Here is a 24,196-nt window from a genome sequence, read left to right on the forward strand (position 1 = left end):
GCGGTACTCGACGGAGACATTGATGAACTTCGAGAAGCTGTCCGACCGCTCGCGCGGTTTCCTGCAGTCGGCTCAGACCTTTGCGCTCGGCCAGGGCCACCAGCGCCTGCTGGTCGAACACCTGCTGAAGGTCTTCCTGGACGACAAGGAGGGCCTCGCCTCCAGCCTGATCGAGCGGGCCGGCGGCGACCCCAAGGCGGTGCGCAGCGCGGTCGACGCCGCGCTCGCCAAGGTGCCGCGCGTGGAAGGCAGCGGCGCCGGGCAAGTCTACATGTCGCCGGAGCTGGCGCGGGTCCTGACCCAGGCCGAGGAAGTCGCCGAGAAGGCCGGCGACCAGTTCGTGACCGTCGAGCGGCTGCTGCTCGCCATCGCGCTGTCGACCGGGACCGACGCCGCCAAGGCGCTGAAGGAAGCCCAGGTCAACCCGCAGGCACTCGAGCACGCCATCCAGGACCTGCGCAAGGGCCGGACCGCCGACTCGGCGAACGCCGAGGGCAATTTCGACGCGCTGAAGAAGTACACGCGCGACCTGACCGATGCGGCCCGCAACGGCAAGATCGACCCGGTGATCGGCCGCGACGAGGAGATCCGCCGCACCATCCAGGTGCTGTCGCGCCGCACCAAGAACAATCCGGTCCTGATCGGCGAGCCCGGCGTCGGCAAGACCGCCATCGTCGAGGGGCTGGCGCAGCGCATCGTCAACGGCGACGTGCCCGAGGGCCTGAAGAACAAGCGCCTGCTGGTGCTCGACCTGGGTGCCCTGATCGCCGGCGCCAAGTTCCGCGGCGAGTTCGAGGAGCGCCTGAAGGCTGTGCTGAACGAGCTCGGCCACTCCGAGGGCGAGATCATCCTGTTTATCGACGAGCTGCACACCCTGGTCGGCGCCGGTGCCGCCGAGGGCGCGATGGACGCCTCCAACATGCTGAAGCCGGCGCTGGCACGCGGCGAGCTGCACTGCGTCGGTGCCACCACGCTCGACGAGTACCGCAAGCACATCGAGAAGGACGCCGCCCTGGCGCGGCGCTTCCAGCCGGTGTTCGTGGCCGAGCCGGGCGTGGTCGAGACCATCTCGATCCTGCGCGGCCTGAAGGAGAAGTACGAGCTGCACCACGGCGTGCGGATCACCGACGGCGCGCTGGTATCGGCCGCCAACCTGTCGAACCGCTACATCACCGACCGCTTCCTGCCCGACAAGGCCATCGACCTGGTCGACGAGGCGGCCAGCCGGCGGCGCATGGAGGTCGACAGCAAGCCCGAGCAGATCGACGAGTTGGACCGCAAGATCATCCAGCTGAAGATCGAGCGCGAGGCGCTGAAGAAGGAAGAGGACAAGGCCAGCCAGGACCGGCTCGGCAAGCTGGAGAGCGAACTCGCCGACCTCGAGGACAAGGCCGCCGAGCTGACCGCGCGCTGGCAGAACGAGAAGGAGATGCTGTCCGGCTCGCAGAAGCTGAAGGAGAAGCTCGACCAGGCCCGCCAGGACCTCGAGGTGGCCAAGCGCCAGGGCGACCTGACGCGCGCCGGCGAGCTGACCTACTCGGTGATCCCGCAGCTCGAGCAGACCCTGGCCCAGGCCGAGGACGCCTCGTCCAAGCGCATGCTGAAGGAGGAGGTCAACGACAGCGACATCGCCGCGGTCGTGTCGAAGTGGACCGGCATCCCGGTCGACAAGATGCTGGAGGGCGAGCGCGAGAAGCTGCTGTCCATGGAGCAGAACCTGCACAAGCGGGTGATCGGCCAGGACGAGGCGATCGGCGCGGTCGCCAACGCGGTGCGGCGGGCCCGCGCCGGGCTGCAGGATCCGAACCGGCCGATCGGCTCGTTCCTGTTCCTCGGCCCGACCGGCGTCGGCAAGACCGAGCTGACCAAGGCGCTGGCCGAGTTCCTGTTCGACGACGAGCAGGCGATGGTGCGCATGGACATGTCCGAGTACATGGAGAAGCACTCGGTCGCCCGTCTGATCGGCGCGCCCCCGGGCTATGTCGGCTATGACGAGGGCGGGGCGCTGACCGAGGCGGTGCGGCGCCGGCCCTACCAGGTGGTGCTGTTCGACGAGGTCGAGAAGGCCCACCCGGACGTGTTCAACGTGCTGCTGCAGGTGCTCGACGACGGCCGCCTGACCGACGGCCAGGGCCGCACCGTCGACTTCCGCAACACGCTGATCATCATGACCTCCAACCTCGGCGCCGACCTGCTGGCCGGCCAGCCCGACGGCGAGTCGGTCGAGGCGGTGCGCGACGGCGTGATGGAGGTGGTGCGCCGGGCGTTCCGGCCGGAGTTCCTGAACCGGCTGGACGAGGTGCTGCTGTTCACCCGGATCGGCCGCGAGGCCATGAAGAGCATCGTCGACATCCAGCTCGGCCGGCTGCGCAGGATGCTGGCCGACCGCAACATCTCGCTGGACCTCGACGACGCCGCCCTGGCCTGGCTGGCGGAGGCCGGCTACGACCCGGTCTACGGCGCCCGGCCGCTGAAGCGGGTGATCCAGCGCTCGCTGCAGAACCCGCTGGCCAACCGGATCCTGGAAGGCCGGATCCGCGACGGCGACCGGGTGCAGGTCTCGGTGGTCGACGGCCAGCTCGCCATCGACGGCGAGAAGGCGGCGCGCGCCGAGGAAGTCACCATCGAGGCGGCGGAGTAACCCGGGCGGGGCGTCGGACCACGCATTTGTCCCGGATCGGGCGCGCTTCGGCGCACCCGTCCGGGATGAGGCTGCAAGGCGCCCCCCTTTGACCTCATCCCGGCCGCAGCGACGAAGTCGCGGAGAGCCGGGACCCATGTACCGTCTTCCCCCTCGCCTTCCCTCACGGCACACTCCCCGGAAAACGCCCAACCGTTTTCCGGGAGAGACCGCTCATGGACACCGTCGCCCAGCTTCGCGTCGACCTCGCCTGCGCCCTGCGCTGGGCCGCCCGCCTGGGGCTCAACGAGGGCGTCGACAACCACTTCTCCGCGGCGGTGCCGGAGCTCGACGGCACCATCCGGGGCGACCGGTTCCTGATCAACCCGTTCGGCTGGCACTGGTCGGAGATCACCGCCTCGTCGCTGGTGCTGTGCGACGTCGACGGCAACGTGCTGGAAGGCGACGAGACGGTCGAGGCCACCGCCTTCTGCATCCACAGCCGGGTCCACATCAAGCACCCGGACGCCGCCGTCGTCCTGCACACCCACCAGCCCTACGCGACCGCCCTGACCGTGCTGGAGGGCGGCCGGCTGGAGATGGTCGAGCAGAACGCCCTGATGTTCGACGACCGGATCGCCTACGACGACGACTACGAGGGGCTGGCGCTGGCCACCGAGGAGGGCGACCGGCTGGCGGCCCAGATGGACGGCAAGCCAATCCTGATGATGGCGTCGCACGGCGTGATGGCCAGCGGCCCGACGGTCGCCGACGCCTTCAACGACCTCTACTACCTGGAGCGCGCGGCGATGTTCCAGGTCCACGCCAGGTCGACCGGCGGCAAGCTGCGGCGGATCGGCGACAACGTCCGGGCCCGGGTGCGCGGGCAGATGGAGACCGAGCGCCGGGCGGTCGCCGACCGCCACTTCAAGGCGCTGCGCCGCATCCTCGACCGCGAGGAGCCGGGCTACCGGATGTAGCCCGGTCCCGCACCGCCGGTCACGACCCCTCGGCCGGCTTGGTCAGGGATTCCGCCGTGGCCCGCAGGCGCTCCAGGTCGTAGGACGACACCCGGTAGGCCCAGCCCTCGGTCTGCCTGCTCGCCGCCTCGGCCAGCTTGCGGGCGTCGTCGCCGGCATCGGCCGCGACCGCGATCGCGACCCGGATCCAGGGCCCCGCCCCGGGTTCCGGCGCCTCGGGTTCCGGCGCCCCGGGGCCCGCCGCCTTCGGGTCGGCCGCGAACTCGAGGGTCACGGTCAGCCCGTCGCCGGTCTTGAACACGGCCCTGCCCTGGTCGGCCGAGAACGTCAGGCCGGCGGCCGAGCGCACGTCGTCGAACAGCAGCTTGTCCAGCACCGTGGCGGCGTTGTTCACCGAGTACTGCGACGCGACCTTGCGGCCCGCGGGCATATCGTCGATCCGGAAGTCCTTGCCGACCCGGCTGAGGTGCAGCACCGCGCCCGACGGCGCGGTGATGGTCGCCTCGGCGATGCTGTCCTTGGGCACGTTCACGATCTCGCGCAGCAGCCATTCCACCGGACCGCCGCGCAGGTCGAGTTCGCCCTCGGCGAGGTAGGTCTGCCGCTCGTCGCTGCGCCGCACGTAGACCCGCGGTTTGCCCCCGGTCGGGCTCTCGCGCCGCTTGCCGACATGCAGGTCGACGACCTCGTCGCCGCCGGCGGTGGTCACCACGACCCGCGACGCCTTGGCCCCCTTGCCGCCGACATCCGCCAGCTCCAGGCGGTCGAAGCGGGTCGGGTCGGCGGTCTTGCGCTCGATCAGCTCGAGCTGGCCGAGGTCGAACAGCAGCTTGCGCACGAGGTCGGTGCGCGCCGGGTAGTGGTCGCGCTCCTTCAGAACCCAGCCGCCGTCGGTCCGCAGCAGGGTCACCGTGCCGTCCGGCGAGTCCGCGGCCCGGGCGACCTGGACCTGCTGCACCTCGCCGGCCTGATCATCCAGCTTCGGGTACAGCCGCACGGCCTCGACCTCGGTCCGGGTCTCGGCGGTCCGGTCGACCACGGCGGCCACGGCGCCCGCCGCGGTCGCCAGGGTGACGGCGCCGAGCAGGATGACGGTGCGTCGCTTGATCATCGCGTCCTCCTCACGCCTCGGCCGCGGTGCGGCGCGACCGCCGTCGCACCCGCCACGCCGCCAGCAGCAGCGCGAACACCGCGACGACCACCGGCATCAGCGCGATGTTCGCGACCAGCACCCGGGTCTCCAGCCGCTCGACGTCCTCGCGCAGCGAGCGCTGGACCTCGCGCAGTTCGGAGCGCAGCCGCAGGATCTGGCGCTGGTAGTCGGTGACCTGCCGGCGCTCGTCCTCGCTCAGCGCCACCGGTCCCTGGGTCCCGGCCTGCCGGTTGCGCAGCGCGTCGAGCTTCTTCTGGGTCTCCGCCAGGGTCTCGCGCAGCTCCTGCTCCTTGGCCTGGTACTTCCGGTCGGCCTCGCGCTTGAGCTGTTCGATCACCTCGAACGGCCGGTAGGACGAGCCCTGGCCGCGCAACTCCAGCAGCGCCGACGAACCGGTCAGCGCGTCCAGGGCGTTGGCCACGAAGTCGCCGTTGCCGGCCCCCGGAACCGCGATGCGGCGGCCGTAGAACTCGCGGAACTGCACCCAGAACCGGTCGGTCAGCACGTCGGTGTCGGCAACCACGATCGCCTCGATCGGCCCCTTCGACTCGGTCAGCACCGTGTCGAAGCTCGCTTCCGGGTCGTCGTCCTGGCCCTCGGCCAGCGGCGGCCGCCCGTCCGGGAACGCGGTCCTGACCGTGCCGGTGACCAGGCCAGCGATCGTGTAGGCGTCCGGTCCGGCCTTGTAGTCGCGCAGCAGCTTCTCGGGCTGCGGCATCGGGCCCATCAGCTGCTTGCTGTCGATCAGCATCGAGCCCGGGCTCGACGAGGCCAGCGGCTGCAGCGCGATGGTCGCGCCGTCCTTGACCGACAGCGCGCCGGCGCTGGCCACCGCCAGGCTGTCGACCTGGGCGGTGATCGGCGAGTCCCGGTTCAGGTTGCGGGCCCCGCGCAGCAGCAGCCAGGGCACGTAGGAGACGTAGTCCCGGCCGTTCGGCTGCAGCACCCGGCGGGCCGCGAAGCGGTCGCCGACCACCTTGTCGGCCGGCATCTCCAGCCCCCAGGCGTCGAAGATCGGCTGCAGGGTGCTGGACGGCGGGTCGGCCAGCGGTGCACCGGTCATCGGGCCGGCCTCGGACTCGGCATAGGGGTCGACGAAGATCGCCGCCTTGCCGCCGCCGAGGATGTACTGGTCGATCGCGAACAGGGTGCGCGGCGTCAGCGCCTTCGGGTGCGCCACCATCAGGATCGCGATGTCGTCCGGGATCTTCTGGATGTCGGTCGGCAGGGTCTCGATGTCGAGCACCTCGTGGATGCGCTCGGCGACCACCATCGGCGGCACCTGTTCCGGCCGGCCCATCTGGCCCATGCGCACGTCGCCGTTGACCTTCAGCGACCCGATGACGCCGAGCTTGCCGACCGCGCCCTTGGACAGGGCGTAGACCATCTTGGTCAGGTCGTATTCGAGGAACTGCTCGCGGTCCGGCTGCAGGAACGGGATGGTCTCGACGTCGTCGGTCGTGTTGGAGCCGACCAGGCCGAAGAACACGGTGCCGTCGACGCCCTCCAGCGGGATCTGCTGCAGGCCGTAGGACACCGCCCGGTCCTCGACCGGGGTGAACGGCGTCGGGTCGTAGATCTCCAGGATCACCTTGCCGTTCGACCGGCTGGCGTATTCGCGCAGCACGTCCTGCACGCGCTCGGCGTAGATGCCGTAGCCCGGCGCCTGGGTGCCGAGCCGCTTGGAGTAGAACAGCCTGAGCGTGACCGGCTCGTCGATCGAGTCGAGCACCTTCTGGGTGGCCGGCGACAGCGAGTACAGCTTGTCGGCGGTCAGGTCGACGCGCTGCGCGGTCAGGGTGAACGACACCAGCACGTTGACCGCGACGAACAGCACCGCCAGCAGCGCCAGCGCGATGGCGGTGAGGCGTGCCGGATCGCGGCGCCCGGCGATCGGTGCGGTCGGGTCGGAATGCGTGGTCGCCATGGTCAGTCCGCCTTCTCGAGGTCCACGATCAGCGCGTTGGCGAACAGCGCCACCACGATGGTCGAGCCGAAGAAGATCGCGTCGCGCAGGTCGATCACGCCGCGGGCGATCGCCTGGAAGTGGGTCAGGAACCCGAACCCGGAGACGATGTCGACGACCACCGCCGGCGCCCAGCCCCGGAACGCCTCCAACACGACGTTCGAGCCGGCCAGCGCGAACACGAACAGCACCGCCGTCGTCACCACGAAGGCGATGACCTGGTTCTTGGTGGTCGCCGAGATCATCGAACCGACCGCCAGGAACGCGCCCGCCATCAGCAGGCTGCCGACGTAGGACGCCAGGATCACCCCGTTGTCCGGATTGCCCAGCACGTTGACCGTGATCCACAGCGGGAAGGTCAGGGCCAGCGCGATCGCCGTGAAGATCCAGGCCGCCAGGAACTTGGCGACGACCGCCTCGGCCATGGTGATCGGCAGGGTCAGGAACAGCTCGATCGTGCCGGTCCGCCGCTCCTCCGCCCACAGCCGCATCGACAGCGCCGGCACCAGGAACAGGTACAGCCACGGATGGAAGGTGAAGAACGGCTGCAGGTCGGCCTGGCCGCGCTGCAGCAGCCCGCCGACGAAGAACGTCAGGGCGCCGGCCAGCACCAGGAAGATCACGATGAAGATGTAGGCCAGCGGTGTCGCGAAGTAGCCGCGCAGCTCGCGGCGGGTGATCAGCGCGACGTTACGCATTGCTCGTCACCTCTCCGGTCGTCACCTGGCGGAACACGTCGTCCAGGTTCCGGCTGGCCGCCAGGCTGCGCAGGCCCTCCGGCGTGTCGTCGGCCAGCAGCCGGCCGCGCGCGATGATCATGGCGCGCGAGCAGACCGCGTCGACCTCCTCCAGGATGTGGGTCGAGATCACGATCGCCTTGTCGGCGGCCATCGCCTTGATCAGCTTGCGGACCTCGAACTTCTGGTTCGGGTCGAGGCCGTCGGTCGGCTCGTCGAGGATCAGCACGGGCGGGTCGTGCAGCAGCGCCTGGGCCAGTCCGACCCGGCGTTTGAAGCCCTTCGACAGGGTCTCGATCGGCTGGTGGGTGACCTCCTCCAGCCGGGTCTTGGCCATCGCCTCGACGACGCGCTCGCGGCGCTCGGCACCGTCGTAGCCGCGCACCCCGGCGATGAAGTCGAGAAAGCCGACCGTCGTCATGTCCGGATAGGCCGGCGCGCCTTCCGGCAGGTAGCCGAGCGCGCGCTTGGCGGCGATCGGCTCCTCCAGCACGTCGTGGCCGCAGATCACGGCGGTCCCGGCGGTCGGCGCCAGGAAGCCGCAGATCATCTTCATGGTCGTGGACTTGCCGGCACCGTTCGGGCCGAGGAAGCCGAGGACCTCGCCGGCCGAGACCTCGAAGCTGAGATCGTCGACGGCAGTCTTCGGCCCGAACCGCTTGACCAGGCCGCGCACCGAAAGAGCGTTCGTCATCGTCGCTGGACCGTGATGCCTTTGGACCGGTGATGTTCGGGAGCCGTGCCTCACAGGGCGGGGTGGTGTACCAATTTCTCTGCGATTTTCAAGTTGCTGCGGTAGTCTCGCCGACATTGTGGAGAGAACATGGCAGTGATCGACGAGCGCCGGGCGACCTCCCGGGCCCTCTCCGCGAACACCCTCATCGCCCGGGCGCGGCTGGCCTCCGGCCTGATCCTGTTCGGCTATGTCCTGACCCACCTGCTGAACCACGCGGCCGGAATCTGGTCGCTCGAGGCCCTCGACACCGGCCACGGCCTGTTCGTCGCGGTCTGGCGCAGCCCGGCCGCCACCGCCCTGCTGTACGGCGGGCTGGCGGTGCACGTGCTGATCGCGCTGCGGGCGATCTGGCTGCGCGAATCCCTGCGCGCGATGCACCCGGCCGAGATCGCCCAACTGGTCCTGGGCCTAGCGATCCCGCTGCTGCTGCTGGACCACGCGATCGCCACCCGCTACGCCCATGCGGCGTTCGGGGTGAACGACGACTACACCTACGCCCTGCTCAACATGTGGGTGTTCTCCGGCTGGCAGACCGTCAAGCAGCCGACCGCCCTGGTGGTCGCCTGGGTGCATGGCTGCGTCGGGCTGTATTTGTGGCTGCGCTACCGGCCGTGGTTCGACCGCGCCGCACCCTGGCTGCTGGCGGCGGCCGTCGCGGTGCCGACCGCGGCGCTGGCCGGGTACGTGGCCGCCGGCATGGCGGTCATGGAGCTCGCCCGCGACCCGGACTGGCTGCGGCAGGCGGTCGCCGGCATGCGGCTGCCGTCGAACGCCGACATCGCCGCCACCGTCGAGACCATCGACCGGGCCCGCATCGGCTTCGCCGTCGCCGTCGCCGCCACCTTCGCCGCCCGCGCGGTGCGGCTGGCGGTCGAGCGCCGCAACCGCGACGCGACGGTCCGGTACGGCAGCGGGCGCAGCGTTCGCGCCACCGCCGGAATGACCGTGCTGGCGGTCAGCCAGTCCTACGGCATTCCGCACGCCTCGGTCTGCGGCGGCCGCGGCCGCTGCTCGACCTGCCGGATCAGGATCGGTGCCGGACTGGAGGCGCTGCCGCCGCCGGCCGAGCCCGAGGCCAGGGTCCTCAGGCGGGTCGGGGCGCCGCCGAACGTCCGCCTGGCCTGCCAGACCGAGGTGATCGACGGCCTGGAGGTGATGCCGCTGCTGCCGCCGCACACCGCCGGGGTCGGCCAGGCGCGCGGCGGCCCGGACTACCTGCAGGGCCGCGAACTCGACATCGCCGTGCTGTTCGCCGACCTGCGCGGGTTCACGCAGCTGTCGGAGCACCGCCTGCCCTACGACGTGGTGTTCATCCTGAACCGGTACTTCGCCGAGATGGGGGCGGCGATCGAGGGCGCCGGCGGGCGGATCGACAAGTTCATCGGCGACGGCATCATGGCGCTGTTCGGCGTCGAATCCGGCCCGGCCGAAGGCTCCCGACGGGCGCTCGCCGCGGCCCGCGCGATGAGCGAGCGGCTGGCCGAGCTGAACGCCAGCCTGGAAGGCGACCTCGAGGAGCCGCTGCGGATCGGCATCGGCATCCATCTCGGCGCCGCGATCGTCGGCGAGATGGGCTACGGGCAGGCGCGCGGCGTGACCGCCGTCGGCGACACCGTCAACACCGCCAGCCGGCTGGAGGCCCTGACCAAGCAGCACGGCGCCCAGCTGCTCGTCTCGCAGTCGCTGGTCGAGGCCGCCGGCGCCGACCTCGGGGCCGCGCCGACGGTCGAGATCGACATCCGTGGCCGGCAGCAGACCCTGGCGGTGCGCGTCGTGGCGGACGCGTCGGCGCTGGCCGCGAGGTAGGCGCGGCGCCCCCCAATCCTCATCCCGGCCAAGCAAAGCGCGAGCCGGGACCCATCCTCGGCCCCCGTCATGGGATCCGGTGCATGGGATCCGGTGACAGTGCACTCAACCCTGAGTCGCCGATATCCGATCAGCCAGCCCCGCGTCGAGGGCGTCAAGTTGAGTGCACTGTCACCGGAATGGACACCGGAATGGAATCCGTCACCGGAATCCGGGGCGGTCCCGGATCGCGCTTCGCTTGGCCGGGATGAGGTCGAAATGGAGCGCCGGCAGGAAGGACTGCCACAGCACCCGTTCCGCCCCGGCGCTTGTGGCGGTGCAGCACGGCGCATAGGGTGCGGCGGTGACAGCTGGATCCACGCCCCGCCCCCTGCCGATCCCGGCCCCGCTGGCCGGCGCCCTGATGATGGCGCTGGCGGCGGCCTCGTTCAGCATCATGCACGCGGTCATCCGGAACCTGAGCGTGACCGGCGAGATGCACCCGTTCGAGGTCGCGCTGTTCCGCGTCGTGTTCGGCTTCCTGGCCCTCGCCCCGGTGTTCCTGCGCCAGGGCATCGCGCCGCTGAAGACCCGGAACATCAAGCTGTTCGCGCTGCGCGGTGTGCTGAACTCGGCCGCCATGCTGATGTTCTTCTACAGCCTGTCGATCACGCCGCTGGCCACGGTCGCCGCCCTCGGATTCACCGCCCCGCTGTTCGCCACCCTGCTGGCCATGCTGGTGCTCGGCGAAGTCGTGCGGCTCAGGCGCTGGACCGCGATCCTGGTCGGCTTCGCCGGCACCCTGATCATCCTGCGGCCGGGCGTGATCGAGGTCGGGCTCGGCCCGCTGCTGGTGATCGGCTCGTCGGTGGTCTGGTCGGTCGCGCTGATGGTCATCAAGGTGCTGACCCGCACCGAGTCGAGCGTCACCATCACCGCCTACGCCTCGATCTTCCTGACCCCGGTCTGCCTGGCCGCCGCCCTGCCGTACTGGACCTGGCCGGGGCTCGAGCAGCTCGGCTGGCTGGCGGTGATCGGGGTACTCGGGACGGTCGCCCAGACCGCGATGAACCAGTCGTTCAAGTACGCCGATGCCTCGGCGGTGCTGCCGATGGACTTCAGCAAGCTGATCTGGGCCGCCGCCATCGGCTTCGCGCTGTTCGGCGAGATCCCCGACCTTTGGACCTGGGTCGGCGGGGCGCTGATCTTCGCCAGCGCCACCTACATCGGCATCCGGGAGTCGCGGATGCGCAAGCGGGCGGCGGTTGACCTGACGCGCGCGAGCGAGGATAAGCCGGTCCCATCCTGACCGCCGTTCCGAGGAGTTCCCGTCCGATGGCCGAGATCGATCGCGTCGCCGTCAAGCGTGCCCTGATTTCCGTGTCCGACAAGTCCGGCCTCGTCGAGTTCGGCAAGGCGCTCGCCGGCATGGGCGTGGAGATCCTGTCGACCGGCGGCACCGCCAAGGCGCTGGCCGACGCCGGCGTGCCGGTGGTCGAGGTCGCCGAGCGCACCGGCTTCCCGGAGATCATGGACGGCCGGGTAAAGACCCTGCACCCGGTGATCCACGGCGGCCTGCTCGGGCGTCGCGACCTCGGCGAGCACGTCGCCGCCATGGACAAGCACGGCATCAACCCGATCGACCTGCTGGTGGTCAACCTCTACCCGTTCGAGGCGACCCGGGCGCGCGGCGCGGGCTGGGACGAGTCGGTCGAGAACATCGACATCGGCGGCCCGGCGATGATCCGCGCCGCCTCCAAGAACCACGACTTCGTCACCGTGGTGGTCGACGTCGAGGACTACGGCGCGGTGCTCGACGAGATGCGCGGCAACGACGGCGCCACCACGCTCGCCCTGCGCCGCAGGCTGGCCGCCACCGCCTACGCCCGCACCGCCGCCTACGACGCCGCCATCGCCGGCTGGCTGGCCGGCGAACTGGGCGACACCTTCCCGCGCCGCTTCACCCTCGCCGGCTCGGCCCCGCAGGTCCTGCGCTATGGCGAGAACCCGCACCAGCAGGCGGCGTTCTACCGGACCGGCGAGAACCGGCCGGGCGTGGCCAGCGCCGAGCAGCTGATGGGCAAGGCGCTCAGCTACAACAACCTGAACGACACCGACGCCGCCTTCGAGCTGGCGGCCGAGCTGGAAGGCCCGGCGGTGGCGATCATCAAGCACGCCAACCCGTGCGGCGTGGCGGTCGCCGAGTCGCTCAGCGCCGCCTGGGACGCCGCCCTCGCCTGCGACCCGGTCAGCGCCTATGGCGGCATCGTCGCCCTGAACCGCACCCTGGACGGCGAGACCGCCGAGAAGATCGGCCGGATCTTCAGCGAGGTGATCATCGCGCCGGAGTTCGACGAGGACGCCATCAAGGTGTTCGCCGCCAAGAAGAACCCGCGCATCCTGCTGCGCACCGGGGCGCTGCCGGACCCGACCGCGGCCGGCACCATGGTCCGCAACCTGGCCGGCGGCCTGCTGGTGCAGACCCGCGACAACGGCCGGATCGCCCGGGCCGACCTCAAGGTGGTGACCAGACGGGCGCCGACCGAGCAGGAGCTCAAGGACCTTCTGCTGGCGTTCCGGATCGCCAAGCACGTCAAGTCGAACACCATCGTCTACGTCAAGGACGGCTCGACCGCCGGCATCGGCGCCGGCCAGATGAGCCGGGTCGACTCGGCCCGGATCGCCGCCCTGAAGGCCAAGGACGCCGCCAAGGCGGCCGGCTGGGCCGAGCCGCGCACGATCGGCTCGGCGGCGGCGTCGGATGCGTTCTTCCCGTTCGCCGACGGCCTGCTGGCGGTCGCCGAGGCCGGCGCCACCGCGGTGATCCAGCCGGGCGGCTCGATGCGCGACGACGAGGTGATCGCCGCCGCCGACGAGCAGGGCCTGGCCATGGTGTTCACCGGCATGCGGCACTTCCGGCACTGAGCCTTTTCTCATCCTCGTCATTCCGGACGGATGCGCCGCCCCGGCGCGTCCGAGCCGGAACCCACGGAGCGACGGGCGCCTAGCGACAGGATGTCCACGGGCAGCCGGTGGGTTCCGGATCCGTCCCGCCTGCGGCGGTTCGCTCCGGAATGACGAACAAGGAAGTGCGACGGGCGCCGCTCGCCTAGCGCGACAGGTGCGCCAGCGCGTGGCGCACCACCTTCGCCATCAAGGTCGGCAGCGCCGCGTCGTCCAGGCGGTCGAGCGGCCACCACTCGCCGCCCGGCACCGCCGGCTGGTCGCGCAGCCGGGCGGCCAGCACCTCGAGCTCCAGGTCGTAGTGGGTGAAGCCGTGCCGGACGATGCCCGGCAGCGCGATCCACACTGCCCCCGCCACCGGCTCGTGGTCGTCGGGATCGGCGCGCCAACCGGTCTTGCTGTCCCACGGCGTCGCCGGCACCTCGTGCATCCCGCCCAGCATACCCTTGGCCGGCCGCACCCGCAGCAGCAGGTTGCCGGCGCCGCTGAGCACCACGAAGGCGGTGCCGCGCCGCATCGGCCGCTCGGCCTTCGGCGACTTGCGCGGCAGCTCCTCGGCGATCCCGGCGATCCGTCCGTCGCACGAACCCGACAGCGGGCAGGACAGGCAGGCCGGCCTGCGCGGCGTGCACACCGTGGCGCCCAGGTCCATCATCGCCTGGGCGAAGTCGCCGGGCCGCCGGTCGGGGGTCAGGGTCGCGGCCAGCGCGCGAAGCGTCGGCTTCGCCGCCGGCATCGGCTCCTCGACCGCGAACAGCCGGGCCACCACGCGTTCGACGTTGCCGTCCACCACCGTGGCCTTGCGGTCGAAGGCGATGGCGGCGATCGCCGCCGCGGTGTAGGCGCCGATTCCCGGCAGCGCGCGCAGCCCGGCCTCGGTGTCCGGGAACACCCCGCCGCGCTCGCCCGCCACCGCCCTGGCGCAGGCGTGCAGGTTGCGGGCCCGGGCGTAGTAGCCGAGCCCGGCCCAGGCCGACATCACCTCCTCCGACGGTGCCGCGGCGAGGTCGTGCACGGTCGGCCAGCGCTCCAGGAACCGCCGGAAATAAGGCCCGACGGTCGCCACCGTGGTCTGCTGCAGCATGATCTCGCTGAGCCAGACCCGGTAGGGATCGGCGGTCTCGCCCGGCCCGGCCCGCCACGGCAGGTGGCGGCGATGACGGTCGTACCAGGCCAGCAGATGGTCTGCGACCGGCGGGCTTGCGCGGTCGTGAGGTGCGGCGGCGTCCATGGGATGGCAAGATAGGAGTGGTCCGGACGCCCGGCCAGCACCATGTGCCAGCGGCACAGGCAACACGGCAGGAGCCGATCAGCGGGAGCCGATGACCGACGACGATCCGGAAGCCAAGGTCGCCCGACCGGCCATCGCATCCGCCTCCGGCGGCGTGCGGCGGGACGGGCTGCGGGCACTCGCCGGGGTGGCGCCGCGGCTGACCGACCCGCTGCTGCGCAAGCGCGGCTTCGTCGAGGGCCGGATCGTGCGCGACTGGCCGCTGATCGCCGGGGCCGACCTGGCCGGCGCCTGCCTGCCCGAGTCGCTGTCGTTCCCGCGCGGCCGCCGCGACGGCGCCACCCTGCGCCTGCTGGCCGCCCCGGCCCGGGCGCTCGAGATCCAGTACGCCCTGCCGCAGCTGATCGAGCGGGTGAACGCGCATTTCGGCTGGGCCGCAGTCGCCCGCGTCGCGCTCCGCCAGGGCCCGCTGCCGGCGCCGCCGAAACCGCGGCTGCGGGCGATGCGGCCGCTGTCGGCGGCCGAGCGGGCGGAGGTCGCCGAGCAGGTGGCGCCGGTCGCCGACCCGGATCTCCGGCGCCGGCTCGCCGCGCTCGGCGAGGCGGTGCACGCGGCTGCCAAGGCGGCCGAAAAATAGCCCGAATCGGCCGGTAGACGGGTCGCCACGGACAGCTTGCCCGGGGTGCCGGCTTCGGCGTATGGTCATCAACATCTGGTGTCGAGGATCGACGAATGGATCGCAGAACACTAAATCTTGGAATTGTGACGCTTGGTGTCGCCGCCGTCGTGCCACGCCTGTCTCGGGCCGCGGAGGTCGATCTCGAGACCGCGCTGGCGCCCCGCTTCGAGGGCGATCCGGATGCCGGGCTGACGATGATCGAGTACTCCTCGCTCACCTGTCCGCACTGCGCGCATTTCCACACCGATATCCTGCCGAAGATCCGCGAGGCCTACATCGCCCCCGGCAAGCTGAAGCTGGAGATGCGGGACTTCCCGCTTGACCAGTACGCGCTGCGGGCGGCCGCGATGGCCCGGTGCGCGCCGGAGAGCCGCTACTTCCCGCTGCTCGACATGCTGTTCAAGCAGCAGGCCAAGTGGACCCGGGCGACCGACCCGATCGGCGCGATCAAGCAGATCGGCCGGCTGGCCGGCATCAGCGCCGAACAGGCCGATGCCTGCATGAGCAACGAGGCGTTGCTGGACGGGATCCTGAAGATCCGGCTGGGCGGCCAGCAGGACCACGACGTCAGCTCCACGCCGACCTTCGTCGTCGGCACCGAGAAGGTGGTCGGCGCCCAGCCGTTCGAGGACTTCCAGAAGGTCATCGAGCCGCAGCTGGGCTGACCGCCGCCACAGGAGACCCACCACGGTGCATTTCAGCAAGCTGCGCCTCGCCGGGTTCAAGTCGTTCGTCGACCCCACCGAAGTCGTGATCGAGCCTGGCCTCACCGGCGTCGTGGGTCCGAACGGCTGCGGCAAGTCGAACCTGGTCGAGGCGCTGCGCTGGGTGATGGGCGAGACCTCGGCCAAGCAGATGCGCGGCGACGGCATGGACGACGTCATCTTCGGCGGCACCACGTCGCGGCCGAAGCGCAACATGGCCGAGGTCAGCCTCGTGGTGGCCAACGAGGACCGGCGCGCCCCGGCCCAGTTCAACGACGCCGAAGAGCTGGAGATCATCCGCCGGATCGAGCGCGAGCGCGGCTCGCACTACCGGGTCAACGGCCGCGAGGTGCGGGCCCGCGACGTCCAGCTGCTGTTCGCGGACGCCGCCACCGGCGCCCGCTCGGCCGGGCTGGTCAGCCAGGGCAAGATCGGCTCGATCGTGCAGGCCAAGCCGACCGACCGCCGGGCCCTGCTGGAGGAGGCCGCCAACATCCGCGGCCTGCACACCCGCCGCCACGAGGCCGAGCTGCGGCTGCGCGCCGCCGAGCAGAACCTGGAGCGCCTGGACGACGTGCTGAAGGCGCTCGAGGGCCAGCGCCAGGCCCTGCGCCGGCAGGCCAAGCAGGCGCAGCGCTACCGGGCGCTGAGCGAGCAGATCCGGCGCGCCGAATCGATCGTCCTGCACCGCCGCTGGACCGCCACCATGGCCGAGCGCGAGGTCGCCGGCCGGGCCCTGGCCCAGGCCGGCGACAAGGTGGCGCTGGCCGCCGAGGCCGCCGCCAAGGCCTCGACCGCCCAGGCCGAGGCGGCCGCCGCCCTGCCCGAGCTTCGCCAGATCGAGGCGGCGGCGTCGGCCGAGCTGCAGCGCCTGACCCTGGCGCGCGGCGAGCTCGACGCCGAGGAACGCCGGATCACCACGGCCCGCAGCGAGGCCGAGACCCGGCTGCGGCAGATCGCCGACGACGCCGGCCGCGAGAAGGCGCTGCTGGAGGAGGCCGCGGCCACCCTGGCCCGCCTGACCGCGGAGCGCGACGCCCTGACCGCCGCCGGCGAGGGCGAGGCCGAGGCCCAGGAAGCGAGCCAGGCGGCGCTGACCCGGATCAACCGGGCCGCCGAGGAGGCCGAGGAGGCGGTCCACAAGGCGACCGAGGCGATCGCCGTGGCCGACGCCCGGCGGGCCGCCCTGGAACGCCAGATCCGCCAGGCCGCCGACCGGATCGCCCGGCTCGAGCGCCAGCAGGCCGAGATGGCCGAGCGCCGGGCCGAGCTGGCCCGCCAGGCGGTCCCGGAGGCCGAGCGCGAGGCCGCGGCCCGTGCGGTCGAAACCGCCGCGGCCGCGGTCGCCGAGGCCGAGGCCGCGGCGCCGGCCGCCCGCGAGGCGCGCGAGGCCGCCAAGGCGGCCGACCAGCAGGCGCGCGAGGCCCTGCGGGCGATCGACTCGGCGGTCGCCGGGCTGGAGGCCGAGGCCGACGGCCTGCGCCGGCTGCTGGTCCAGAAGCAGGACAAGAGCGCCCCGATCGTCGATCAGGTGACCGTCGAGGCCGGCTGGGAAGCCGCTCTCGGTGCCGCCCTCGGCGACGACCTGGAATCGCCGGAACTGGCCGACGCCGCCGCCGACACCGCGACCGGCTGGCGCGCCCTGCCCGAATTCGCCGGGTCGGGTTCAGCCGAAACCGCCGCGTGGCCGGCCGGGATCGAGCCGCTGGCCCCGAAGGTCAAGGCCCCCGCCGCCCTGGCGCGCCGGCTGTCCCGCACCGGCGTCGCCGCCGATCCGGCCGCCGCCCGGGCCGCCCAGGCCGCGCTGCCGGCCGGTGCCCGCGTGGTCACCCGGGCCGGCGGGGTGTGGCGCTGGGACGGCTACTCGATCACCCCGGGCGCGCCGTCGGCCGCCGCGATCCGCCTGGAGCGCCGCAACCGGCTGGCCGAGCTGGACGCCGAACTGGCGGCCAAGGCCACCGACCGCGCCGCCGCCCGGTCCGCCGTCTCGGAAGCCGAGGCCCGCCTGGCCGCTGCCGACGAGGCGGTCGAAACCGCGCGCACCCGGCTGTCGGACGCGTCGTCCGCGCAGTCCGCCGCCCGCTCGCGGGCCGCCGAGCTGGAGGCCCGGGTGTCGGCGGTCGAGACCAAGCTGTCGGCCCTCGACGACGGCGCCGCCCGGCTGGCCGAGGAGCGGGCCGAGGCCGCGTCGCAGCAGCAGGCCGCCGAGGCCGGCCTGGCGGAACTGCCGGACGTCGACGCCCTGCGCAGCCAGTCCCAGGGCCACCGCGCCACCCTGGCCGAGCGCCGGGCCGCGCTGGTCGAGGCCCGGACCGAGCACGACCGGCTGGTGCGCGAGGGCACCGCCCGTCGCAGCCGGCTGTCCCAGGTGGTGCAGGAGATCACGTCCTGGACCGACCGCCGGACCCGCGCCGAGACCCGGGTCGGCGAGCTCGACACCCGGCGCGATGCCGAGCAGACAGAGATCGCCCGGCTGGAGGCGCGCCCGGAACAGCTGCGGTCCCAGCGCGAGCAGCTGAGCGCCAGGATCGAGGAGTCCGAGACCGGCCGCCGACGCGCCGCCGACCGCCTGGTCGCCGCCGAGAGCAAGCAGTCGGAGCTCGACCGGGCCGCCCGCGACGCCGAGCGCGCCGCCGGCGAGGCCCGCGAGGCGCGGATCCGGGCCGAGTCCGTGCTCGAGCAGATCAACCAGACCCTGCGGGTCGAGCGCGAGCGCATCGCCGAGCGCCTGGACTGCACCCCGGACAAGATCCTGGAGGCCGCCGGCATCGACCCGAACGAGCCGCTGCCGGAAGCCGACCAGACCCAGTCCAAGCTCGACCGGCTGATCGGCGAGCGCGAGTCGATCGGCCCGGTGAACCTGCGGGCCGAGACCGAGCTGGAGGAGCTGGACCAGCAGATCCAGGGCATGGAGAACGAGCGCGACGACCTGACCGGCGCCATCCAGCGGCTGCGCTCGGCCATCGCCTCGCTGAACCGCGAGGGCCGCGAGCGGCTGCTGGAGGCGTTCCATCGGGTCGACCGGCACTTCCAGACCCTGTTCACCCGACTGTTCGGCGGCGGCGAGGCCCATCTCAAGCTCACCGAGACCGAGGACCCGCTCGACGCCGGGCTGGAGATCATGGCCAGCCCGCCGGGCAAGAAGATGCAGCACCTGTCGCTGTTCTCCGGCGGCGAGCAGGCGCTGACCGCGGTCGCGCTGGTGTTCGCGGTGTTCCTGACCAACCCGTCGCCGATCTGCGTGCTCGACGAGGTCGACGCCCCGCTCGACGACACCAACGTCGACCGGTTCTGCTCGCTGCTGCAGGACATCGTGAAGGAGACCGGCACCCGGTTCCTGATCATCACCCACCACCGCATGACCATGGCGCGCATGGACCGGCTGTTCGGCGTGACCATGGCCGAGCGCGGGGTCAGCCAGCTGGTGTCGGTCGACCTCGCCCGGGCCGAGCGGCTGCGCGACGCCGGGTGATTCCGGCAGGGCAAGAAAATCGTCGCAATATCAAATAGTTGAAAGCTTGTCGCAGGCCCCCACACGGCCTTGACACCCCCAGGGGCCGTGCGTATGGTTGCGCCGCTTTCGCCGGGGCGCCGGCGAAGCACGGGCTGGCGCATGCCGAAAGCGTAAACCGGTCCGTTGGCGTAACCGATTACGGACCGCGGGAGACCGTGGCCCTGGACCGGGGATGCAGGACCGAGACTCCCCGCCATCGCTCGACGACCTGGACTCTCGCCTGAAGAAGGCACGGGGCCACCAGGACGAACGCGTGCGACGGTCGGAGATGCTCTCGCCGGACCTTCCGGGTTCGGCCATGGGTCTGGCCTTCCGGGTCGGTGTCGAGCTGGTGGCCGGGGTCGCGGTCGGAGCCGGAATCGGGTATGCGCTGGATCGCTGGCTGGGGACCGGTCCCTGGCTGATGATCGTGTTTTTCTTTCTCGGCGCCGCGGGGGGCATGATGAATGTCTTCCGCGCCGCGACCGGCCAGGGGCTGGCGGTGGGATACCGCAAGCCCGGGGACGACGCGGGGAACGGCAGCCGGGGCGGGACGGAGCGAGAGGGGTAGCGCGTGGCGTCGCCGGTCGAACAGTTCAAGCTGAAGCCGCTGGTTCCGATCGAGATCGGGGGGCTCGACCTCTCGTACACGAACTCGGCACTGTTCATGACGCTGGCCGTGGTCGCGGCGGGCGTGTTCCTGACCCAGTCGATGCGCGGCCGGCACCTGGTGCCGAACCGCTGGCAGTCGATGGCGGAACTCAGCTACGAGTTCATAGCCAACATGGTGCGCGAGCAGGTCGGGTCGGACGGGCGCCCGTACTTCCCGTTCATCTTCGCGCTGTTCATGTTCATCCTGCTCGGCAACCTGCTGGGCATGGTGCCGTACAGCTACACCTTCACCAGCCAGATCATCGTGACCTTCGCCATGGCGATCGCGGTGTTCCTCGGCGTGACGCTGATCGCGATCATCAAGCACGGCGTCCACTTCCTGACCTTCTTCTTCCCGTCGGGCGCGCCGATCTACATGGCGCCGCTGCTGATCCCGATCGAGATCCTGTCGTATCTCTCGCGCCCGATCAGCCTGTCGGTCCGACTGTTCGCGAACATGATGGCCGGCCACACCATGATGAAGGTGTTCGGCAGCTTCGTGGTGGCGCTCGGCGTGTTCGGCGTGGCGCCGATGGTGGTTCTGGTCGCGCTGACCGGGTTCGAGATCCTGGTCGCCGTGCTGCAGGCCTACGTGTTCACCATCCTGACCTGCATCTATCTCCGCGACGCCCTGCATCTGCACCACTGAGCGGGCTTCGCATCCACTCGCCTACCATCTGCTAAACGGAAGGACGCATATCATGGACCTCGCATCCGCCAAGATGATCGGAGCCGGCATCGCCGTTATCGCCCTGATGGGCGTGGGTGTCGGTATCGGCAACATCTTCTCGACCCTGATCGCTTCGATCGCCCGCAACCCGGCCGCCCGCGGCGAGGTCTTCGGCATCGGCATTCTGGGCTTCGCGCTGACGGAAGCCGTCGCGCTGTTCGCGCTGCTGATCGCGTTCCTCATCCTGTTCACCTGATCCGGGCGGCACCGGGCATCCCGGTGCGGCTCTCTCGTGAGGAGGGTGAAGGCATGAAGTGCTATGCGTGGCTGCGCGGTTCGGCGCTGGGCACGGCCGTGCTGGCCGGGCTGACGGCGTTGCCCGCGCTCGCCGCCTCCGAGGGCGGGGATGGGCACGGCGGCGGCGGTCTTCCGCAGCTCGACGTCCACACCTACCCGACCCAGATCTTCTGGCTCGTCGTCACTTTCGTGGTCCTGTACCTGATCATGTCGAAGGTGGCGCTGCCGCGCATCGCCGAGGTCCTCGAGGAGCGCCAGGAGCGTATCGCCGACGACATCGAGACGGCCGAACGGCTGCGCTCGGAGGCGGCGGCGGTCCAGGCCGAGTACGAGCAGGCCCTGGCCGATGCCCGCGGCAAGGCCCAGGAGATGTTCCGCGAGACCAACGACGCGCTCGCCAAGGAGCATGCCGAGGCCGAGGCCGAGGCGGCGAAGAAGGTGGCCCGCAAGACCAAGACCGCCGAGACCCGCATCGCCAAGCAGCGGGCCGAGGCGCTCGAGAGCCTGCGGACCGTGGCCAGCGAGACCGCGGCGGCGGCCACCGCCAAGCTGATCGGCGTGCAGCCGTCGGCCGAGGCGGTCGACAAGGCGGTCGAGGCGGCGGCCGGGGGAGGTGCCTGATGTTTGCCGATCCGACATTCTGGGTTGCCGTCTCCTTCGTCCTGTTCGTCGTGCTGGTCGCCAAGATGGTCTGGCAGAAGGCCACGGTGGCGCTCGACGCGCGGGCCGAGGAGATCCGCAAGCGGCTGGAAGAGGCGCAGAACCTCCGCGAGGAGGCCCAGGCCGCCAAGGCGAACTACCAGCGCCTGCAGCGCGACGCGCTGAAGGAGGCCGAGGCGATCCTGGCGCACGCCCGCGAAGAGGCGAAGCGGATGCGCGAGGACTCCGAGAAGAAGCTGGAGGCCGCCCTGGCCCGTCGCGAGCAGCTGGCGGTCGAGAAGATCGCGGCCGCCGAGGCCAAGGCCCTGCAGGACGTCCGCGAGCAGATGGTGGACCTCGCGATGGCCGCCACCCGGCAGCTGATCGAGGCGAACATCGACGATTCGGTACGGGGCCGGCTGGTCGAGGATGCGGTGACGGAGATCCCGGCCCGCCTCCAGTAGGATCCGCCTCGAACCAACCGCCTAGTCGCCTTCCGACACGGCCCGGCCCTCCGCCGGGCCGTTCGTCGTTGCGGCACCGCTCGACGCCTCGTCGCCGAACATGATCCGGATGCGGGCCCGCTGGGCCGACCGGATATGCGCCCGGGCCGCCGCCTCGGCTCCCTCGACGTCGCGGGCCTCGATGGCGTGGACGATGGCGGCGTGCTCCTCGCGCGCGGTGTCGGACCGGCCGGTCAGCGACAGCGTGGTCATGCCCAGCAGGGCCATGGCGTCGCGCAGCACGTTCAGGGTCTTCAGCAGGTAGCGGTTATGGGCGGCCCGGTACAGGGCGCCGTGGAACTGCCGGTTGTGGGTCGCCAGGCGCTGCGGGTCGCCGTCGTCGCCGGGGTCGCTGGCCATGATGTCGCGCAGCACCGCGATCTCGGCCTCCGAGGCATGGCGCGCCGCCAGGCCGGCCGCGGTGCCCTCGAGCACCTCGCGCATCTGGTACAGCTCCATGACCGCCTGGTGATCGAGCTCGGCGATCACCATGCCGCGGTACGGGGCGAAGGTCAGCAGGCCGTCGGCCTCCAGCCGGCGCAGCGCCTCGCGCACCGGGGTCCGGCTCATCCTCAGCCGGTCGGCCATCTCGATCTCGCGGATCCTCTGGCCGGGCTTCAGTTCGCCGGCCTGGATCGCCTCCTTGAGGCGGGCGTAGGCGATCTCGCCCCGCGATTCCTGGGCGTCGCCGCCCTCGCCTCCGTCGTGCATGCGCGTCATCGCCGCCTCCCGCCCCCGGGTCGGCCCCCGGTGGCCGACTCTCGGCCTGCGCCGCAGCCGGCCTTCCGGCGGTTACCGGGCGGCCTGGGCCACCCCGCCCTTCGCCGCCTCGCCGGCGCCGGTGCCGGCGATCTTGCCGAACACCGCCCCGGCGCACAGCCCGGTCCCGCCCGGATAGTTGAAGTAGAACAGGCCCCCGACCAGTTCCCCCGCCGCATACAGACCGGGGATCGGCACGAGATCGACGTCCAGCACCTGGCCGTTGCCGTCGATGCGCAGCCCGCCGAAGGTGAACGTCACCCCGCAGGTAACCTGATAGGCCTCGTATGGCGGCGTGTCGAGCGTGTTGGCCCAGTTCGACTTCGGCACCGCCAGGCCACGCGTGCTGCGGCCGTCCTTGACGTTCGGGTTGAACGGAACGTCCTGCATGACCGCCGCGTTCCAGGCCTTCAACTCGGCCAGGGCGGCCTGCGGGTTCACGCCCTCGAGCTTGGTCACCAGGTCCTCGAGGGTGTCGGCGGTCACCTTGGTGACCCGCCGGATCCGGTACTCGTCGCGCAGCAGATGGGTGACCTTCTGGTCGAACACCTGCCAGGCGAACTGGTTCGGCTGGTTCAGGATCACCCGGCCGTACTTGGCGTAGGTGTAGTTGCGGAAGTCGGCGCCCTCGTCCACGAACCGCTTGCCGTCGGCATTGATCATGATGCCGAACGGATAGGAGTGCTTCTGGAAGTTGTCGCCGACCGTCAGGTCGCCGAACTCCGGCGCGTTGTAGTCCCAGCCGACCGCGTGGCAGCCCGACCAGTTGCCGTAGGGGGCCGCGCCGATCGCCAGCGCCATGTTGATGCCGTCGCCGGTGTTGAACCGGCTGCCGCGCACCTTGGCCAGCTCCCAGCCGGCACCGAGATAGCGGGTGCGCCACTCCGGGTTGGCCTGGAAGCCGCCGGCCGCCAGCACCACCGCCTTGGCCTTGATCACCTCGACCCCGGTGGGGGTCTTCACCCGCACGCCGCTGACCGCGACGTCGTCGTACAGCAGCTCGAGCACGCGGGCCGAGAAACGGATCTCGATACCCTCGCGCCGGGCCGCGTTCCACAGCCCCTCGACCAGGCCCGGGCCACCGCCCCAGGCCTCGACCGTCAGGCCGCCCCAGAACTTGAACCGGCCGTCGACCTTGAACGCCTGACGGCCCCAGATCGGCTGGAACCGGATGCCCTTCCCGCGCATCCACATCAGCGTGTCGTATGACCGGGTCACCAGGGTCTCGGCCATGTCCGGGTTGGTCCGGAACTGGGTGACCCGGAACATGTCGTCGAAGAACTGGTCGCTGGTGTAGGTCCCGAAGTCGGTGATCGCCACCTCGTCGTCGGTCAGGTCGGGCATCAGCGCCCGCAGGTCGTCGACGCCGTTGTAGACCGTGCGAATCGCACCCGCGGTGAACCGGGTGTTGCCGCCGCCCTCGTCTTCGGGCGCGCGCTCCAGCACCAGCACGCTGGCGCCGTTCTCGCGCGCCGCCAGGGCCGCGCACAGGGCGGCGTTGCCGGCCCCGACCACCACGACGTCCCAATCCGCCATCTTCCAGCTCCGTTTCTTCGCGCTTGGGTATCACCGCAAACTAGGTCAAGCTGAGGGCGTTGTACACCCTTGTATACAATCCTGGAGGACACG

At 71.2% G+C, this 24,196-nt stretch carries 20 protein-coding genes; 13 read left to right on the forward strand and 7 right to left on the reverse strand.

The window, feature by feature from the left end:
• Positions 1-22 precede the first annotated feature (22 nt).
• Together clpB and IE246_RS17425 are read left to right on the forward strand one after the other, a co-directional pair.
• Positions 23-2,641 carry an ATP-dependent chaperone ClpB gene (gene clpB, locus IE246_RS17420; protein ID WP_189991970.1) on the forward strand — a complete coding sequence of 873 codons (2,619 nt, stop codon included), beginning with the start codon at positions 23-25 and terminating at the stop codon, positions 2,639-2,641.
• Between the two features lie 215 nt (positions 2,642-2,856).
• A complete protein-coding gene (locus IE246_RS17425; protein WP_189991972.1) occupies positions 2,857-3,600 on the forward strand; it encodes an aldolase in 744 nt (247 codons plus the stop codon).
• A 19-nt stretch (positions 3,601-3,619) separates the two neighbouring features.
• On the opposite strand, the gene IE246_RS17430 is transcribed toward IE246_RS17425, so the two are convergent.
• From IE246_RS17430 to IE246_RS17445, 4 genes are read right to left on the reverse strand one after another with little or no spacing between them, the layout of a single operon-like run.
• Entirely contained in the window at positions 3,620-4,711 is a 1,092-nt protein-coding gene (locus tag IE246_RS17430; RefSeq protein ID WP_189991974.1) for a DUF4340 domain-containing protein, read from the reverse strand.
• A gap of 10 nt (positions 4,712-4,721) precedes the next feature.
• Positions 4,722-6,680 (reverse strand): GldG family protein, encoded by a 1,959-nt coding sequence (locus IE246_RS17435; RefSeq protein ID WP_189991975.1) that lies wholly within the window; start codon positions 6,678-6,680, stop codon positions 4,722-4,724.
• A 2-nt stretch (positions 6,681-6,682) separates the two neighbouring features.
• The gene (locus tag IE246_RS17440) at positions 6,683-7,417 is read right to left on the reverse strand and encodes an ABC transporter permease subunit (RefSeq protein WP_189991977.1); all 735 of its coding nucleotides are present in this window, start codon (positions 7,415-7,417) and stop codon (positions 6,683-6,685) included.
• Positions 7,410-8,150 (reverse strand): ABC transporter ATP-binding protein, encoded by a 741-nt coding sequence (locus IE246_RS17445; protein WP_189991979.1) that lies wholly within the window; start codon positions 8,148-8,150, stop codon positions 7,410-7,412. The genes IE246_RS17440 and IE246_RS17445 overlap by 8 nt, the downstream gene beginning before the upstream one ends.
• 129 nt (positions 8,151-8,279) lie before the next feature.
• On the opposite strand from IE246_RS17445, the gene IE246_RS17450 reads away from it, so the two are divergent.
• The 3 genes from IE246_RS17450 (at position 8,280) to purH (ending at position 12,902) form a co-directional block, all read left to right on the forward strand.
• Positions 8,280-9,998, forward strand: coding sequence for an adenylate/guanylate cyclase domain-containing protein (locus tag IE246_RS17450; protein WP_189991981.1), 1,719 nt, complete (start codon positions 8,280-8,282; stop codon positions 9,996-9,998).
• Positions 9,999-10,341: 343 nt separating this feature from the next.
• Positions 10,342-11,286 carry a DMT family transporter gene (locus IE246_RS17455; RefSeq protein WP_229837350.1) on the forward strand — a complete coding sequence of 315 codons (945 nt, stop codon included), beginning with the start codon at positions 10,342-10,344 and terminating at the stop codon, positions 11,284-11,286.
• Positions 11,287-11,312: 26 nt separating this feature from the next.
• Positions 11,313-12,902 (forward strand): bifunctional phosphoribosylaminoimidazolecarboxamide formyltransferase/IMP cyclohydrolase, encoded by a 1,590-nt coding sequence (purH, locus tag IE246_RS17460; RefSeq protein ID WP_189991983.1) that lies wholly within the window; start codon positions 11,313-11,315, stop codon positions 12,900-12,902.
• Positions 12,903-13,086: 184 nt separating this feature from the next.
• On the opposite strand, the gene mutY is transcribed toward purH, so the two are convergent.
• Complete coding sequence (gene mutY / locus IE246_RS17465; protein WP_189991985.1) at positions 13,087-14,172, reverse strand: A/G-specific adenine glycosylase; 1,086 nt, start codon at positions 14,170-14,172, stop codon at positions 13,087-13,089.
• 91 nt (positions 14,173-14,263) lie between these two features.
• On the opposite strand from mutY, the gene IE246_RS28160 reads away from it, so the two are divergent.
• From IE246_RS28160 to atpF, 8 genes are all read left to right on the forward strand, one after another.
• A complete protein-coding gene (locus IE246_RS28160) occupies positions 14,264-14,809 on the forward strand; it encodes a DUF721 domain-containing protein (protein WP_189991987.1) in 546 nt (181 codons plus the stop codon).
• 149 nt (positions 14,810-14,958) lie between these two features.
• Positions 14,959-15,516, forward strand: a complete 558-nt coding sequence (locus IE246_RS17475; RefSeq protein WP_229837351.1) for a DsbA family protein — start codon at positions 14,959-14,961, stop codon at positions 15,514-15,516.
• A gap of 25 nt (positions 15,517-15,541) precedes the next feature.
• Positions 15,542-19,027, forward strand: coding sequence for a chromosome segregation protein SMC (gene smc, locus IE246_RS17480; RefSeq protein WP_189991991.1), 3,486 nt, complete (start codon positions 15,542-15,544; stop codon positions 19,025-19,027).
• Between the two features lie 214 nt (positions 19,028-19,241).
• Positions 19,242-19,619, forward strand: coding sequence for an AtpZ/AtpI family protein (locus IE246_RS17485; RefSeq protein WP_189991993.1), 378 nt, complete (start codon positions 19,242-19,244; stop codon positions 19,617-19,619).
• Positions 19,620-19,622: 3 nt separating this feature from the next.
• Complete coding sequence (locus IE246_RS17490; protein ID WP_189991994.1) at positions 19,623-20,348, forward strand: F0F1 ATP synthase subunit A; 726 nt, start codon at positions 19,623-19,625, stop codon at positions 20,346-20,348.
• A gap of 52 nt (positions 20,349-20,400) precedes the next feature.
• On the forward strand, positions 20,401-20,625 hold the full coding sequence (locus IE246_RS17495; protein WP_189991996.1) for an ATP synthase subunit C family protein: 225 nt from the start codon (positions 20,401-20,403) through the stop codon (positions 20,623-20,625).
• A 53-nt stretch (positions 20,626-20,678) separates the two neighbouring features.
• Positions 20,679-21,287 (forward strand): F0F1 ATP synthase subunit B family protein, encoded by a 609-nt coding sequence (locus tag IE246_RS17500; RefSeq protein WP_229837352.1) that lies wholly within the window; start codon positions 20,679-20,681, stop codon positions 21,285-21,287.
• Positions 21,287-21,769 (forward strand): F0F1 ATP synthase subunit B, encoded by a 483-nt coding sequence (gene atpF, locus IE246_RS17505; RefSeq protein ID WP_189991998.1) that lies wholly within the window; start codon positions 21,287-21,289, stop codon positions 21,767-21,769. Before IE246_RS17500 ends, atpF begins: the two co-directional genes overlap by 1 nt.
• Before the next feature lie 21 nt (positions 21,770-21,790).
• On the opposite strand, the gene IE246_RS17510 is transcribed toward atpF, so the two are convergent.
• The gene (locus IE246_RS17510) at positions 21,791-22,528 is read right to left on the reverse strand and encodes a GntR family transcriptional regulator (protein WP_189992000.1); all 738 of its coding nucleotides are present in this window, start codon (positions 22,526-22,528) and stop codon (positions 21,791-21,793) included.
• Positions 22,529-22,600: 72 nt separating this feature from the next.
• The gene (tcuA, locus tag IE246_RS17515) at positions 22,601-24,103 is read right to left on the reverse strand and encodes an FAD-dependent tricarballylate dehydrogenase TcuA (RefSeq protein WP_189992002.1); all 1,503 of its coding nucleotides are present in this window, start codon (positions 24,101-24,103) and stop codon (positions 22,601-22,603) included.
• Between the last annotated feature and the right edge of the window lie 93 nt (positions 24,104-24,196).

The organism is Thalassobaculum fulvum, from assembly GCF_014652915.1.
In the GTDB taxonomy this organism is placed as follows: domain Bacteria; phylum Pseudomonadota; class Alphaproteobacteria; order Thalassobaculales; family Thalassobaculaceae; genus Thalassobaculum_A; species Thalassobaculum_A fulvum.